Raw genomic sequence first — 13,707 nt, 5'->3', positions numbered from 1 at the left:
ACACTTGGATTCTCGTCAAGCTGGACGGCCTCTGGTACCAGCTGGACACGACGTTCGACGCTCCGGTGCCGGACGTCAAGGGAAGGACGACGTACGGCTACTATCTTGTGACGGACGCCGCTCTGAAGAAGGATCATACGTGGAAGGCCGTTTATCCGCAGGCATCCACGTCGTATAAGAACACGCTCGACGCTCTGATGGCGAAGGACAAGACGCGCACGGCGTTTTATGAAGATCTGCGCGAGGATATGGGGCTCGACTACCTGGATCCGTCCCGCTCCGTGTCCACGGTCAAGGAGATCGCCGCGCAGCTTCGCGCGGCTGCCGCAGCCGGCCAGACGACGGCCAAGATGCGCTATACTTCCGAAGCGAAGCCCGATTTGGACGCTCTGTTGAAGCTGATGCCGGAGCTGTCGTCGGTGAGCTACAAGATGGAGTCGCTCGCAGGCGGAGAAGACGGAGACAGCATGCTGACCGTGAACTTCAAGCTTCGTCAATAAACATGCCGCAATTTGGAAAAGCGTCCGCTTTTCCTGTATGATGCTTGCATGGAACGCCAGACGGGAGTGTTCATGTGAGCCGCAAAGTCGTTCTCTTGTCGCTAACGATCGCCGCGGTCGCGTGCGCGCTGCTGTGGGTTAACTTTCATTATTTGAAAATCACGCCGAATACGCTCCGCGACTGGATGCTGTCGTTCGGCTGGATCGCGCCGGCCGTCTACATCGGCCTTTTCGTGGCCAGGCCGTTCGTGCTGTTTCCGGCGTCGGTGCTGACGCTGGCGGGCGGGCTTGCCTTCGGCACATGGTACGGCATGCTCTACACGTTTTTGGGCGAGCTTCCTGGGGCGGTGCTGTCGTTTCTGCTGGCGCGCCAAGTCGGGATCGGCTTTTTTAAGGGACGCGACGATCCGCGCCTGCGCAAGCTCGAAGCCGCCATGCAGCGCCGCGGCTTCCCGATGGTGCTTATGCTGCGGATCGCGCCGTTCGTACCGTTCGATCTCGTCAGCTACGCGGCCGGAGCCGCCCGCGTGCCGCTGCGGGCTTACGTGCCCGCCACGATCATCGGCACGCTGCCAGGCACGTTCGCCTTCTGTTTTCTCGGCGCCAGCCTGACGCGAGGAGACTGGCGGGAGATCGCGATGGCGGTCGCCGTGTTCGCCGTCGCGATGCTCGTCCCGCTCCTGCTGAAGCGCCGAGTGGGACGCGAGGTCGGTTGACTCGAATCGCTATCGACGCTACCGTTACTCAACAAAAGGAACCGTACTCGTTAAGGTACGGTTCTTTTGCGTAGGTCTAGTTATTAAAAGTAAAACAGGCTAAAGGTAATCGTACTGCCCGGCGTAATCGGCTGATCGAGCAGCGTCTGCGGAATGACGCGGCCATTGTAGCGGACCGTCAGACCGATCGGTCCGCCGACCGGGATGCCGGCGACACTGACGATGAAGCCGTTCGGCCCGAACTGGACCCTTCCGGTCGCGAAGAGCGCTTGACGCAGCGTCATGCCGGGGTAGAACGTCACGTAGCTGGTGCCGGAGACGTTCGGGAAACCGATGCCCCCCTCGACGGTAACGGCCACGAAGCTAACCGGCTCGGGAAGCGGAACGGGAACCGGCACCGGCACGGGGCCCGGAACGGGGATCGGCAGCGGGATCGGAATCGGAATCGGGAACGGTCCGGGACCCGGCGGGAACGGCCCGTGTCCTGGAGGGAATGGTCCGGGACCCGGCGGGAACGGCCCGTGTCCTGGAGGGAATGGTCCGGGACCTGGCGGGAATGGCCCGTGTCCTGGAGGGAATGGTCCGGGACCCGGCGGGAACGGCCCGTGTCCAGGCGGGAACGGTCCGGGTCCCGGCGGAAACGGTCCCGGCCCCGGATGCGGTCCGTGACCCGGGTGCAGTCCGGGGCCGGGCGGCCGCGGCGGGAGGAGGCTGCCGATATGGGCGCCGCCTCCCGGACCGTGCGCGCGCTGATGCTCGGGCGTGAACCACCATGGGATTTGTCTAACAGGGATATCCGGCTCGGCCGACTCCGATTGCCAGCTTTGCTTCACGGCGATTCCCGTCTTTTTCTTCGCAGGCGCCTTGGCGTGGAGCGTCGCTTCGCGCTTTTCTGCTTGCTGCCGCTGCGTTCGTTTGGCTGCGGGCTGCCGTCGGTCTTGCCCTTTATTTGCCATGCACATATGCCTCCTCGGCTGGGCGAATGTCGCTAAGGTACGATATGCGCCTGCCCAGAAGATGGTGCGGAGGAAGCCGGAACAAAAAAAGCGGGCCTGCAGCGGAAGCTGCAAGCCCAAAAGATATATTATTGAAAAGGGGGGTCATGTCTGTATTGTAACCGCCGAAGATGAAGGTAAGATGAAAGCTATGTTACGATTGCGTTACAATCCGGTCCGGCCTGCTAAAGCTCAGATCCGGCAGATCTCCTTGGGGCAGCCCGGGCACGTCGGACAATGACAGATTTCCCGCAGCGCGTTCAGTCGCAAAATGAAGATACGGCCCTGACGGATGTCGATGATCCCCTCAATTTTTAGATCGTTCAGCATACGGTTCACGCTTTCCCGCGAGGTGCCGATGAGGTCCGCGATCTCCGTATTCGTCAGCTTCAGCGTGATCTTGATGCCCTCTGGCACGGCGATGCCGTACGTATTCGCCATCCGAATCAAGGTCGAAGCGAGCGCGCCGGGCTTGCCGAACAGCAGCAGATCGCGGAATTTCGATTCGCTCACGCGCTGTCCGACCGCCATCCAGTTCATGAAGCGGACCGCGAAGTCTCCGTACCGGTACAGCAGAATCTCGAGATCCTTCCATTGCACGACGCCAAGCTCGGCGTCTTCAAGCACCTCGGCGCTGAACGAATGGACGGCCGTCAGACCGTTCTCCGGCTCCCAGATCAGGTCTCCCGTCTGCAGGATCGACAGCGTAAAGTCTTTGCCTTCATCCGTCGACTTCCGAAGCTTCACCTTGCCCGAGCGCAAATAGTACAGCTTGCCCGCAGGATCGCCCTCCCAGAATAGGTAGCTTCCCTTTTCCGCGCGTTTCGGGTACATCAATTCATCGATTCGAGCGAATTGGTCCTCCGAAAAGAAGCGATGAATACCGAGCCCATTATCATCCTGCAGCTCCTTAGCCGTCTTGTTCTTCAACGCTGCTCCCATGACCGCATCCCCCATCCGAATCCCTTTGATAACTTTATACTAACGGATTCCCGCTTTGTCTTTTATCGGGGAACCTCCTGATTTTGGCGGGGGAATTCCCTTATCTTTTTGTGAGAAACGTCATAGCGTCCCATCAAATCAGGAGTTTCCCTGCGCATAATTCCGGGAGTTCCCCGAATTACGAACCGCCTGAGCTCCGGTAAACTGGAGGAAGCAGCATGCGACACACATGGCTTGGAGGGATGCGGGATGGACGAACAAGAGAGCCGGGCGGCGATATTGGACAGCCTTGCGATGCTGCGCGACGCAATCGGGTGCGACTTCAGCGCAGTGGGCCTGAAGGAAGCGTCGTCGCACTTATTAAGGTGGCCGATGGCATCCGGACATACCAGCGAACGTATTGAGAGTATCGCGGAAAAGCCCGGTCGTGGCTTTTCCGCGACCGTAATGAAAGTAGGCCGAGCGATGACGCTCAGCATGAACGAGCTGGTGTACCTGCGTCAGCTGCAGGAGTACCCGGTGTTTCTTGCGGAAAATCTTCGCGCCGCTTACGCCGTTCCGCTGGGAGGGAGCATAGCGCCTTCTGGCGTTCTTCTCATAGGAGATCGGAAAAAGCGAATATACCGCACCGAAGAACGTCGTCTCGTCGCCTCGACCGCAGATCGCATTACGGCTCGGCTGACGGAGCTGTCTTCCGCCAGATCCGTATAAATCCGCACGCAAGGGATGCGATGATCATCGTGGCCTGTGATAGAATGATTTAGAAAGCGCGGATTTACTTTGCGGCTGGGAGGTCAATTGGATGGTTCGGATACTGGTCGTCGACGACCACGCTATCGTACGTTCGGGGCTTATGATGCTGCTGAACGGCAGACAAGGCATGGAAGTCGTGGGTGAAGCTGCGGACGGGGACGAAGCGATCGCGCAAGCGCAGGCACTTCGTCCGGACGTCGTGCTGATGGACCTCAGCATGCCGCACGGCAAGGACGGTCTCACGGCCGCAACCGAGCTCAAGCGGCTACTCCCCGACACGGCCGTGCTGATCTTGACGATGCACGACGACGAAGGATACTTGTTCCGGGCGATCCAGTCCGGCGCATCGGGGTACATTCTGAAGAGCGCGCCGCACGAGGAGCTGCTCGGCGCAATCCGGCACGTGGCCGGAGGGCAAGCTTACCTATATCCGTCCGCGACCAAGCGGCTGATGAGCGACTACCTGGACAAGCTGAAAAACGGCGAGCATGCGGGAACCTACGAATCGCTATCCGATCGGGAAAAAGAGATTCTGGCCAAAGTCGCGCAAGGCTACTCCAACAAGGAAATCGCGGAACAGCTCGTCATCAGTGTCAAGACCGTGGAGTCGCACAAGAGCAATCTCATGGAAAAGCTGGAGTTGCGCACGCGCCCGGATCTGGTTAAATTCGCGATGAAGAAAGGACTGCTGACTTTTGACTGAGCGGGAAAACAAAGGCAGGGCCGAGTACCACGCGGAGATGCTCGCCGCTCAGGTGTCCGGGCTGCTGGCGGGTCTTGACACAGGCGTGGCGGACGCTGAATATCGGGAGGAGCTGCGCCGCTCGCTCGAGCAGCTTGCGGACGTCAAGTTCGCGCTCGACGAATCCGCGATCGTCGCCATTACCGACCGCCGGGGCCGAATTCGCTACGTCAACGACAAGTTCTGCGAGATTTCCGGTTACGTCCGGGAGGAACTGATCGGCCAGGACCACCGCCTCGTCAATTCGGGCCATCACGGCAAAGCCTTCATGAAAGAGCTGTGGGCGACGATCTCGTCCGGCAAGGTATGGCGCGGAGAAATCAAAAATCGGGCGAAAAACGGCCGCGAATATTGGGTGGATACGACGATCGTCCCTTTTGTCGACGGGGAGGGCAGCCCTTATCAATACCTGGCGATCCGTCACGAGGTGACCCGGCTCAAGGAGACGGAGGCCGAGCTCCAGTCCATGCTGGCGCAGATGATGCAGATCCAAGAAGAAGAACGACGGCGCTTCTCGCGGGATCTGCACGACGGCATCGGCCAAAGCCTGTTCTTCTTCAAGATTACGATCGACCGTTTGCTTGCCGAGCGGGAGGACGAGGGGCTTGCGATGCTCGGGAAGCAGGTGTCCCAGCTTATGTCCGAAGTCAGGGGGCTTGCTTGGGAAATGCGCCCTTCCGTGCTGGACGACCTTGGCATCGTGCCGGCGCTTCGGACATATATCGAGCATTTCGAAAGCCATTACGGGATTAAGGTGCGCTTCGATTGCGAACTGAAGCGCCGTCCGACGCTGCTCGCGGAGACGACGATCTACCGTGTTGTCCAGGAGGCGCTGACAAATGTCGGCAAATATGCAGGCGTATCGGAAGCCTATGTCTCCCTGCTGGAGGAGGACGAACATGTACGCGCCGTCATTCGCGACGAAGGCATCGGCTTCGTCCGCGATTCGGCCGGCACGGGCGTTGGCCTCTTCAGTATGGAAGAGCGTGCTCGCGCGGTGTCGGGCGAGCTGAAGCTGAAGTCCGAGCCCGGCCGCGGCACAACCGTGTCGCTAAACGTCCCGATCGCTTAGCCGGGGACACGATAAAAAGGGAGGAGGGGCCGCATGGTATTCCTCCCTTTCACACGTTTTAACAATATCCCCTTGAGTCAGGAAAAGTTGCGCCACAAGCAGAATGCCCGCAATCAGACCGCCTGCAGTCTGATTGGCCGCGGTCTGAATGGCTGCAGTCTGAGCGACCTGCAATCAGAGTGACCATAGTCTGAGTGACCATAGTCTGAGTGACCGCAGTCTGAGTGACCGCAGTCTGAGTGGCCTCACTCTCAACGACCGCAGCCTAAGCGACCGCTATTCATGCAGTTCTACTCCTGGCTGAAACCAGCAACGTTCGCGTCTCGCGTCAGAACCATCCCCTTAACCCACGCGTTGGCCAGGGCGCGCGAGGCGCCTGTATGCCCAAGGGATCGGACGGACCCCGGCGCGGAGGCCTACCAGCCTACGGTACGTGATCGTCCTGGTCGTGCCGCAGCAGGAGATGAGCTCGGCCAGCATGTCTGTGCGGATATGAAGGCGGCGGAAGCAGAACTCGTTCAGATACGCCTGCAAATGCTTCGGGCCGATCCCGCCGAACGTCCAATTAAGCCAGCGCACGGCCTCCCGCCAGGCGACATGCAGCGCGGACCGTCCCCGGTGTCCGGGCTCCAGCCTCTCTGCGCGATCGCCGTCGGCCTGGCCGGCGACATGCTTCTCCACGAAACGCTCCACCGCTTCCTCAACGCCCGCGTCTCCGCGCCTTGCCGCATCGTCGCCTTCCGGCCCGTCGACGGCTTTCATTTTAAGATGAACAAAATCGCCTGCGGCATCGAGCGAAGCCCCGACGACGACCGGTTGCGGCTTCAACGCTTGCTGCACCAGAACGCTGCCGAGGTAGCGATGATACTCGTATCCGTAATACTCGCCGAGCAGCTGCAGATCGCCTTCGAGCGGCTGTTCGCTGTCCCAGACGCCGATGGCATGACGAAGCTTGTGGTTGATCAGCCAAGCCGTCTTGTACGTCACCTCGATCAGCTCGGCCAGCAGCCGCGCGCTGATGCCAAGCTGCATCAGAAACATCGCCTGGAACCACTTCGCAAGCGGCGTACGCGAGCCCTCGAGCACGGTGCCTGCCGTCAGAGAGGCCTGATGAGCGCAGGAACGACACTCGAAAAGCCGACGCCCACGCGAGGACACCTCGTAATAATGCGGATGGCCGCAACGGGGGCAACGAAAGCCGTCCGGCCATTTGGCGGCGAAAAGCGCGTGTTCGCAGTCGGTCGTGCTGAAGGCGGGCACCGAGTCCCGAATCGAAAAGCGGCTTGGCATCGCAATTCCTCCAAATCGAACATTTGTTCTTATTTTAACATAATTAAATGGAAAATGTTGATTTATTAAAAATAAAAATGTTCCTGTTTGAAGGGGATATTGTTGCTTAGTCGATGCCGAGAAGGGTTCCTTATCAAAGGGGATAATTCCGCTTAGTCGAAGCTGGGGAGCGTACCTTACCGAAGGGGATATTGTTAAAACGGGACAAAATGACGTATCATGCAGCGCTTCTAGGCGATTTGTGTCCGTTTTTTGTCATAATCCGTTTTGTGATTTTTTTCACATTAAATCAGACCGCAGCCCTGTATATTAAAGACATCAAAAGAAGCAACGCCAAGGCATTGCAGAGGAGGCAACCCCCATGAAAACGAACCGCGAAGCGAATCATGCGCCGCAGCCCATCGAGATCGACATCGATCGTTATACGCACCTCAACGAAGCGGTTAACAGGGCTCGACAAGAGCACGATGCATTGGAGGCGGAACTGGCGGACTTGTACGCGCAGGCGTGTACGGTACGAAAGGACGAGGACATCGTTCATTTGAACGCGAACGTCCGGATCTTGAACGAACGCGTCAAACACTTCATGACGGAGTGGAGCGCGCATATCGAGTGGGAGAAAACGGAGCTCTTCCCGTACGCGGCATGGTATCTGGAGACGGAGCCCGATTTGTTCGCCTTGATGGAACAGGATTACGGACTTGCGGAGCGGTTCATCGGTTCTTTTTTGAACACGCTGGAGCAGGCGGTCCTGCCGATCTCCCCCGAAGAAGCCAAGGCGTTGTCTTCCAGGTTGCTGCAAGCCTATGCCTGCTTGAAAAACCGGCTTAACGAGGAGCAGGAGATCATCGATACGCTGGAGGATCGCTCGAATGTTTACAGCTTCTAAAGGCTGTTAAAGAAAGTGAAATATTTCACAAGAAAAAGCTCGAAAGTGTGAGTTTCATCACATTCAGCCGCCATCGCTTCCCTCATAATGAAGGTGTAAGGAAGAGCAACACAATCGACATTCACTATTAAACGCCTTGAAGGCGAAAGGGAGATGGCCATTATGGTCACCAAATGGTTCAGAGAAAATGTATGGGCAGCAGTCGCAGTCACGCTTCTTCGCATCTATGTCGGCTGGCAATGGATCGACGCAGGCTGGCACAAGCTGACGGGCGGATTTACGGCAAAAGGATTCCTGCAGGGAGCGATCGCCAAGCCGGTAGCCGACCATGCGACGAACGAAGTCATCTATCCTAACTATACCTACTTCATCGAGCACTTCGCGCTGCCGAACATCAAGCTGATCGACGTGTTGATCCCGCTGGGCGAGTTCCTGATCGGCGTAGGACTGATCGTCGGCGGACTCACGGTAACGGCCGCCTTCTTCGGAATGTTGCTCAACGCGCTGTTCCTCTTCGCAGGCACCGTAAGCACGAACCCTTGGCTGCTCGTCCTCGCCTTCATCGTCTTCACGGCGGGCGCCAATGCCGGACGCTTCGGACTTGATTACTACCTGCTCCCGCTGATCCGCAAGGGCTTTGGCAAGATCAAGCACGCGATCGCAGACAAGAAGCATAACGACGGTACGCACGGCAAGCCCGTCGCGCACTGATCGATCGCATCGACTGGTTGGCACGGCGGCCGGAGCTCTCCGGCCGCCGTCCCTATCGTCCGGTCGCCGAGACCGGGCAATGGAAAACGATATTTGACGGGAGGCCACGAGGATGGCGACGAAGGAAAAGGCGCAAAACGAAATCATCTCCGCGCAGGACGAAGTGAATCTGCTGGCGGAGCGTGCCAACAAGGCGCTCGAAGCCTATATGCGGCTTAATCAGGAGCAGGTCGACCGGATCGTGCAGGCGATGGCGCTGGCAGGGCTCGACCAGCACATGCCGCTCGCGAAGCTCGCGGTCGAGGAGACCGGACGCGGCGTATATGAAGACAAGATTACGAAAAACATTTTTGCAACGGAATACATCTATCACAGCATCAAAGCGGAGAAAACGGTAGGCGTGATCGAAGAGAATGTGTACGAGAATTACCGCATGGTTGCCGAGCCGGTCGGCGTTATCGCCGGCATCACGCCGGTTACGAATCCGACATCGACGACGATGTTCAAGTCGCTGATCGCCGCCAAGACGCGAAATCCGATCGTCTTCGCGTTCCATCCTTCGGCGCAAAAGTCGAGCGCAGCAGCGGCCAAGACGCTGCTCGATGCGGCAGTGGCCGCCGGCGCGCCGGAGCATTGCATCCAGTGGATCGAGCACCCTTCCGTCGAGGCGACCGGCCTGCTGATCAATCACAAGGACATTGCGCTTGTGCTGGCGACCGGCGGTTCCGCGATGGTGAAGGCCGCCTACAGCACCGGCAAGCCGGCGCTCGGCGTCGGTCCGGGCAACGTTCCTTGCTTTATCGAACGCACCGCGGATCTTGAACAGGCAGTCACCGATCTGATCCTATCCAAGACGTTCGACAACGGCATGATCTGCGCGTCCGAGCAGGCGGTCATCCTCGACGAGCCGATTTTTGATCAGGCCAAGGCGCTTATGGCGCGGCAAGGTTGCTATTTCCTCAATAAAGAGGAGATTGAAGCGGTATCGAAGCTTGTTATCAATGCCGAGAAATGCGCGGTCAATGCCGTCATCGTCGGGCAACCGGCCGTCAAGATCGCGGAGATGGCGGGCATCCAGGTGCCGCCGGCGACAAAGGTGCTGGTAGCCGAGCTGGCGGGCGTCGGCGATAAGTATCCGTTGTCCGCCGAAAAGCTCAGCCCTGTGCTCGCCTGCTACAAGGTGAAGACGGCGGAGCAGGGCATTGAACGTGCCGCACAAGTCATCGCGTTCGGCGGCATGGGACACTCGTCGGTCATCCATTCGAACGACCAGGCGGTCATCGCGGCATTCTCCGCGCGGCTGCAAACCGGACGCATCATCGTCAACGCACCGTCGACGCACGGGGCGATCGGCGACATTTACAATACGAACCTGCCTTCGCTCACGCTCGGCTGCGGCTCGTACGGCCACAACTCGACGACCTCGAACGTGACCGCCGTCAACCTGATCAACGTCAAGCGGGTAGCGTATCGTACGGTCAACATGCAGTGGTTTAAGGTGCCGCCAAAAATTTATTTTGAAAAAGGCGCGACGCAGTATCTCGAAAAAATGCCGGACATCAGCCGCGTCATGATCGTCACCGATGAAGCAATGGTGAAGCTTGGCTACGTGGAGAAAGTGGCCTACTACCTCCGCAAACGCAAGGACCCGGTATCGGTCGAGATCTTCAGCGACGTCGAGCCCGATCCGTCGGTCGACACGGTCGAGCGGGGCACCCGCATGATGGCGCAATTCAAGCCGGACTGCATCATCGCGCTCGGCGGCGGCTCGCCGATGGATGCGGCGAAGGCGATGTGGCTGTTCTACGAATATCCGGACACGAGCTTCGACTCGCTCAAGCAAAAGTTCATGGACATCCGCAAACGCATCTACAAGTATCCGCGGCTCGGCAAGAACGCCAAGTTCGTCGCAATTCCGACGACGTCGGGAACGGGCTCCGAGGTGACCTCGTTCGCGGTCATTACGGATAAGAACAAGGGCAACACGAAGTATCCGCTCGCCGATTACGAGCTTACGCCGGACGTCGCCATCGTCGACCCGGACTATGTGTATAGCCTGCCGAAGACGGCGGTTGCCGACACGGGCATGGATGTGCTGACGCATGCCATCGAAGCCTACGTCTCGGTGATGGCAAACGATTTTACCGACGGCCTCGCGCTTAAAGCGATCCAGCTCGTGTTCGACAATCTCGAAGCGTCGTTCCATAAGGCGGATCCGGTCGCGCGGGAAAAAATGCATAATGCCTCGACCATCGCGGGCATGGCGTTCGCCAACGCGTTCCTTGGCATCAACCACAGCCTGGCGCACAAATGGGGCGGGCAGTACCATACGGCCCATGGACGCACCAATGCGATCCTGCTGCCGCACGTCATTCGCTACAATGCACAGCAGCCGACGAAGTTCGCTTCGTTTCCGAAGTACAGCCACTTCGTCGCCGACAAGCGTTACGCCGACATCGCCCGGCTGCTCGGATTGCAGTCTCGTACGACGGAAGAGGGCGTGACGAGCCTGATCAACGCGATCCGGCAGCTCAACTTGTCGCTGCAGATTCCGGAGTCGTTCCAGGCGCTGGGCTTCGATGCCGCCGACTTCGAATCGCGGGTCGATCAGCTGGCCGACCGGGCGTTCGAGGATCAATGCACGACCGCGAATCCGCGCATGCCGCTCGTTACCGAGCTGGCCGACGTGTACCGCAACGCTTTTTACGGCAAGTTCTAAGCGAAAGAACGACCATGGGAGGGCAACGGGCATGAGCATTCTAAACAAGGCGATCGACGAATCCGCCGGCCGGCAGGACGGCTGGAGAGGCTTTCAAGCGGGCGCTTGGCAAACGGCCGTAGACGTGAACGATTTCTTGGCGCGCAACCTGACGCCCTATGAAGGGGAGGCCGCTTTTCTGGCCGATCCGACGGAGGCGACCAAGCAGCTGTGGACGCAAGTGCTGGCTTTGATGAAGCGAGAGCGGGAAAATGGCGGCGTGCTCGACGTCGACACCGAGACGGTGTCCACGATCGTCTCCCATCGTCCGGGCTACATCGACAAGGCGCTGGAGAAAATCGTCGGCCTGCAGACTGACGCGCCGCTGAAGCGCTCAATCCAGCCGTTCGGCGGCATCCGCATGGCACAGGACGCTTGCGAAGCGTATGGCTACAAGCTGCCGGACGAGATGGTCCGCACCTTTACCGACATCCGCAAGACGCATAACCAGGGCGTGTTCGACGCCTACACTGCCGAGATGCGGCTTGCCCGCAAAGCTGCGATCATCACCGGCCTGCCCGACGCGTACGGCCGCGGCCGGATCATCGGGGACTACCGCAGGACGGCGCTGTACGGCGTCGACAAGCTGATCGCGGCCAAGCAGGCCGATCTGACCGCGCTGGAGAAGGACGTCATGAACGAAGACCTCATCCGTCTTCGCGAGGAGGTGTCCGAGCAGATTCGGGCGCTGGGCGAGCTTAAAGCGATGGCGGCTTCCTACGGCTACGACATATCGGGACCTGCCACGAACGCCGCGGAAGCGGTCCAGTGGCTCTACTTTGCCTACCTGGCCGCGATCAAGGAGCAGAACGGCGCCGCCATGAGCCTCGGCCGCGTATCCAGCTTCCTCGACATTTATATCGAGCGGGATATTCAGGAAGGCACCCTGACCGAGGAGCAGGCACAGGAGCTCATCGACCACCTGGTCATGAAGCTGCGGCTGGTCAAGTTCCTGCGGACGCCGGACTACAACGAGCTTTTCAGCGGGGACCCGACATGGGTAACCGAGTCGATCGGCGGCATGGCCAACGACGGCACGACGCGCGTCACGAAAAACTCCTTCCGCTTCCTGCACACGCTGTATAATCTCGGTCCGGCGCCCGAGCCGAACCTGACGGTGCTCTGGTCGACCGGGCTCCCCGAAGGCTTCAAGGACTACTGCGCCAAAGTCTCCGTGGACACGAGCTCGATCCAGTACGAAAACGACGACCTGATGCGTCCGATCTACGGCGACGACTATGGTATTGCCTGCTGCGTCTCGGCCATGCGGATCGGCAAGCAAATGCAGTTCTTCGGCGCCCGCGCCAACCTCGCCAAAGCGCTGCTGTACGCAATCAACGGCGGCAAGGACGAAAAGCTGGGCGTGCAAGTCGGTCCCGAGCTCGCGCCGCTCACCGGCGAATATCTCGACTACGACCAGGTCATGGCGCGGTACGATGAAGTGCTGGAGTGGCTGTCGAAGCTGTATATCAACACGCTGAACGTCATTCACTACATGCATGACAAATACAGCTACGAGCGCATCGAGATGGCCTTGCACGATACGGAGATCCTGCGCACGATGGCGACCGGCATCGCCGGCCTCTCGGTCGTCGCCGACTCGCTGTCCGCGATCAAGTACGCCAAGGTGAAGCCGATCCGCAACGAAAAAGGACTCGCGGTCGACTTCGAGATCGAAGGCGAATATCCGCAGTTCGGCAACAACGATTCGCGCGTGGACGACATCGCGGTCGACCTCACCGATGCGTTCATGTCGAAGCTGCGCAAGCGGGCGACGTACCGCGGCTCGATGCCGACGCTGTCGGTGCTGACGATCACGTCGAACGTCGTCTACGGCAAGAAGACCGGCAGCACGCCGGACGGCCGCAAGGCCGGCGAGCCGTTCGCGCCGGGGGCGAACCCGATGCACGGCCGCGACCGCAAAGGCGCGCTCGCCTCGCTGAGCTCGGTCGCCAAGCTGCCGTATTACAACTGCCTCGACGGCATCTCGAACACGTTCTCGATCGTGCCGAAGGCGCTTGGCCGCCAAGAAGATGCGCGGATCGGCAATCTCGTGTCGCTGCTCGACGGCTACGCGGACAAGGGCGGGCATCACTTGAACATCAACGTGTTCAACCGGGAACAGCTGCTCGATGCGATGGAGCATCCGGAGCAGTACCCGCAGCTCACGATTCGCGTCTCGGGCTACGCCGTCAACTTTATCAAGCTGACCCGCGAGCAGCAGCTCGACGTCATCAACCGGACGTTCCACGGTTCGATCTGATCGGACGGCGGCGAACCCGGACGGCGACGTGCCTGGACTCGTTTGACCACGATACGAAAAATACGAATCTTCAGAG

11 protein-coding genes and 1 pseudogene are annotated in these 13,707 nt (G+C 59.4%); 9 read left to right on the top strand and 3 right to left on the bottom strand.

Annotated features, from left to right (window positions below; translation table 11 throughout):
* Both KVT38_RS29745 and KVT38_RS35065 read left to right on the top strand, forming a co-directional pair.
* Window positions 1-500 (top strand): annotated as a pseudogene (locus KVT38_RS29745) (hypothetical protein); the annotation flags it as partial.
* A 74-nt stretch (window positions 501-574) separates the two neighbouring features.
* Entirely contained in the window at window positions 575-1,216 is a 642-nt protein-coding gene (locus KVT38_RS35065) for a TVP38/TMEM64 family protein (protein ID WP_217597381.1), read from the top strand.
* An 83-nt stretch (window positions 1,217-1,299) separates the two neighbouring features.
* Here the strand turns inward: KVT38_RS35065 and KVT38_RS29735 are convergent, their stop codons facing one another.
* Window positions 1,300-2,172, bottom strand: coding sequence for a hypothetical protein (locus tag KVT38_RS29735; RefSeq protein ID WP_217597380.1), 873 nt, complete (start codon window positions 2,170-2,172; stop codon window positions 1,300-1,302).
* A 231-nt stretch (window positions 2,173-2,403) separates the two neighbouring features.
* Window positions 2,404-3,153 carry a Crp/Fnr family transcriptional regulator gene (locus tag KVT38_RS29730; protein WP_217597379.1) on the bottom strand — a complete coding sequence of 250 codons (750 nt, stop codon included), beginning with the start codon at window positions 3,151-3,153 and terminating at the stop codon, window positions 2,404-2,406.
* A gap of 249 nt (window positions 3,154-3,402) precedes the next feature.
* On the opposite strand from KVT38_RS29730, the gene KVT38_RS29725 reads away from it, so the two are divergent.
* The 3 genes from KVT38_RS29725 (at window position 3,403) to KVT38_RS29715 (ending at window position 5,720) form a co-directional block, all read left to right on the top strand.
* A complete protein-coding gene (locus KVT38_RS29725) occupies window positions 3,403-3,864 on the top strand; it encodes a hypothetical protein (protein WP_217597378.1) in 462 nt (153 codons plus the stop codon).
* 91 nt (window positions 3,865-3,955) lie between these two features.
* Window positions 3,956-4,609, top strand: a complete 654-nt coding sequence (locus tag KVT38_RS29720) for a response regulator transcription factor (protein WP_217597377.1) — start codon at window positions 3,956-3,958, stop codon at window positions 4,607-4,609.
* Between the two features lie 37 nt (window positions 4,610-4,646).
* Complete coding sequence (locus KVT38_RS29715) at window positions 4,647-5,720, top strand: PAS domain-containing sensor histidine kinase (RefSeq protein WP_217597382.1); 1,074 nt, start codon at window positions 4,647-4,649, stop codon at window positions 5,718-5,720.
* 342 nt (window positions 5,721-6,062) lie between these two features.
* Here KVT38_RS29715 and KVT38_RS29710 read toward each other — a convergent pair whose 3' ends face one another.
* Window positions 6,063-7,010 carry a transposase gene (locus tag KVT38_RS29710; protein WP_217597376.1) on the bottom strand — a complete coding sequence of 316 codons (948 nt, stop codon included), beginning with the start codon at window positions 7,008-7,010 and terminating at the stop codon, window positions 6,063-6,065.
* Between the two features lie 361 nt (window positions 7,011-7,371).
* Between KVT38_RS29710 and KVT38_RS29705 the strand changes: the two genes are divergently transcribed.
* From KVT38_RS29705 to pflB, 4 genes are all read left to right on the top strand, one after another.
* Complete coding sequence (locus KVT38_RS29705) at window positions 7,372-7,899, top strand: hemerythrin domain-containing protein (RefSeq protein ID WP_217597375.1); 528 nt, start codon at window positions 7,372-7,374, stop codon at window positions 7,897-7,899.
* A 162-nt stretch (window positions 7,900-8,061) separates the two neighbouring features.
* On the top strand, window positions 8,062-8,610 hold the full coding sequence (locus tag KVT38_RS29700) for a DoxX family protein (RefSeq protein WP_217597374.1): 549 nt from the start codon (window positions 8,062-8,064) through the stop codon (window positions 8,608-8,610).
* Between the two features lie 112 nt (window positions 8,611-8,722).
* Window positions 8,723-11,329: a bifunctional acetaldehyde-CoA/alcohol dehydrogenase gene (adhE, locus tag KVT38_RS29695; protein WP_217597373.1), complete on the top strand. Its 2,607-nt coding sequence runs from the start codon at window positions 8,723-8,725 to the stop codon at window positions 11,327-11,329.
* Window positions 11,330-11,360: 31 nt separating this feature from the next.
* Entirely contained in the window at window positions 11,361-13,631 is a 2,271-nt protein-coding gene (pflB, locus tag KVT38_RS29690) for a formate C-acetyltransferase (RefSeq protein ID WP_217597372.1), read from the top strand.
* The last annotated feature ends 76 nt before the right edge of the window (window positions 13,632-13,707 follow it).

It is taken from the genome of Cohnella sp. GbtcB17 (genome assembly GCF_019091135.1).
In the GTDB taxonomy this organism is placed as follows: domain Bacteria; phylum Bacillota; class Bacilli; order Paenibacillales; family Paenibacillaceae; genus Cohnella.
The sequence above is the reverse complement of the archived record's forward strand: the minus strand, read 5'-3'. Positions and strand labels throughout refer to the sequence as shown.

Bases quoted from the DNA above. Each gene is read 5' to 3' on its own strand.
- KVT38_RS29700 (WP_217597374.1), top strand. From the start codon at position 8,062: ATGGTCACCAAATGGTTCAGAGAAAATGTATGGGCAGCAGTCGCAGTC.
- KVT38_RS29725 (WP_217597378.1), top strand. From the start codon at position 3,403: ATGGACGAACAAGAGAGCCGGGCGGCGATATTGGACAGCCTTGCGATG.
- KVT38_RS29735 (WP_217597380.1), bottom strand. From the start codon at position 2,172: ATGGCAAATAAAGGGCAAGACCGACGGCAGCCCGCAGCCAAACGAACG.
- pflB (WP_217597372.1), top strand. From the start codon at position 11,361: ATGAGCATTCTAAACAAGGCGATCGACGAATCCGCCGGCCGGCAGGAC.
- KVT38_RS29705 (WP_217597375.1), top strand. From the start codon at position 7,372: ATGAAAACGAACCGCGAAGCGAATCATGCGCCGCAGCCCATCGAGATC.
- KVT38_RS29730 (WP_217597379.1), bottom strand. From the start codon at position 3,153: ATGGGAGCAGCGTTGAAGAACAAGACGGCTAAGGAGCTGCAGGATGAT.
- KVT38_RS29710 (WP_217597376.1), bottom strand. From the start codon at position 7,010: ATGCCAAGCCGCTTTTCGATTCGGGACTCGGTGCCCGCCTTCAGCACG.
- KVT38_RS29720 (WP_217597377.1), top strand. From the start codon at position 3,956: ATGGTTCGGATACTGGTCGTCGACGACCACGCTATCGTACGTTCGGGG.
- adhE (WP_217597373.1), top strand. From the start codon at position 8,723: ATGGCGACGAAGGAAAAGGCGCAAAACGAAATCATCTCCGCGCAGGAC.
- KVT38_RS29715 (WP_217597382.1), top strand. From the start codon at position 4,647: ATGCTCGCCGCTCAGGTGTCCGGGCTGCTGGCGGGTCTTGACACAGGC.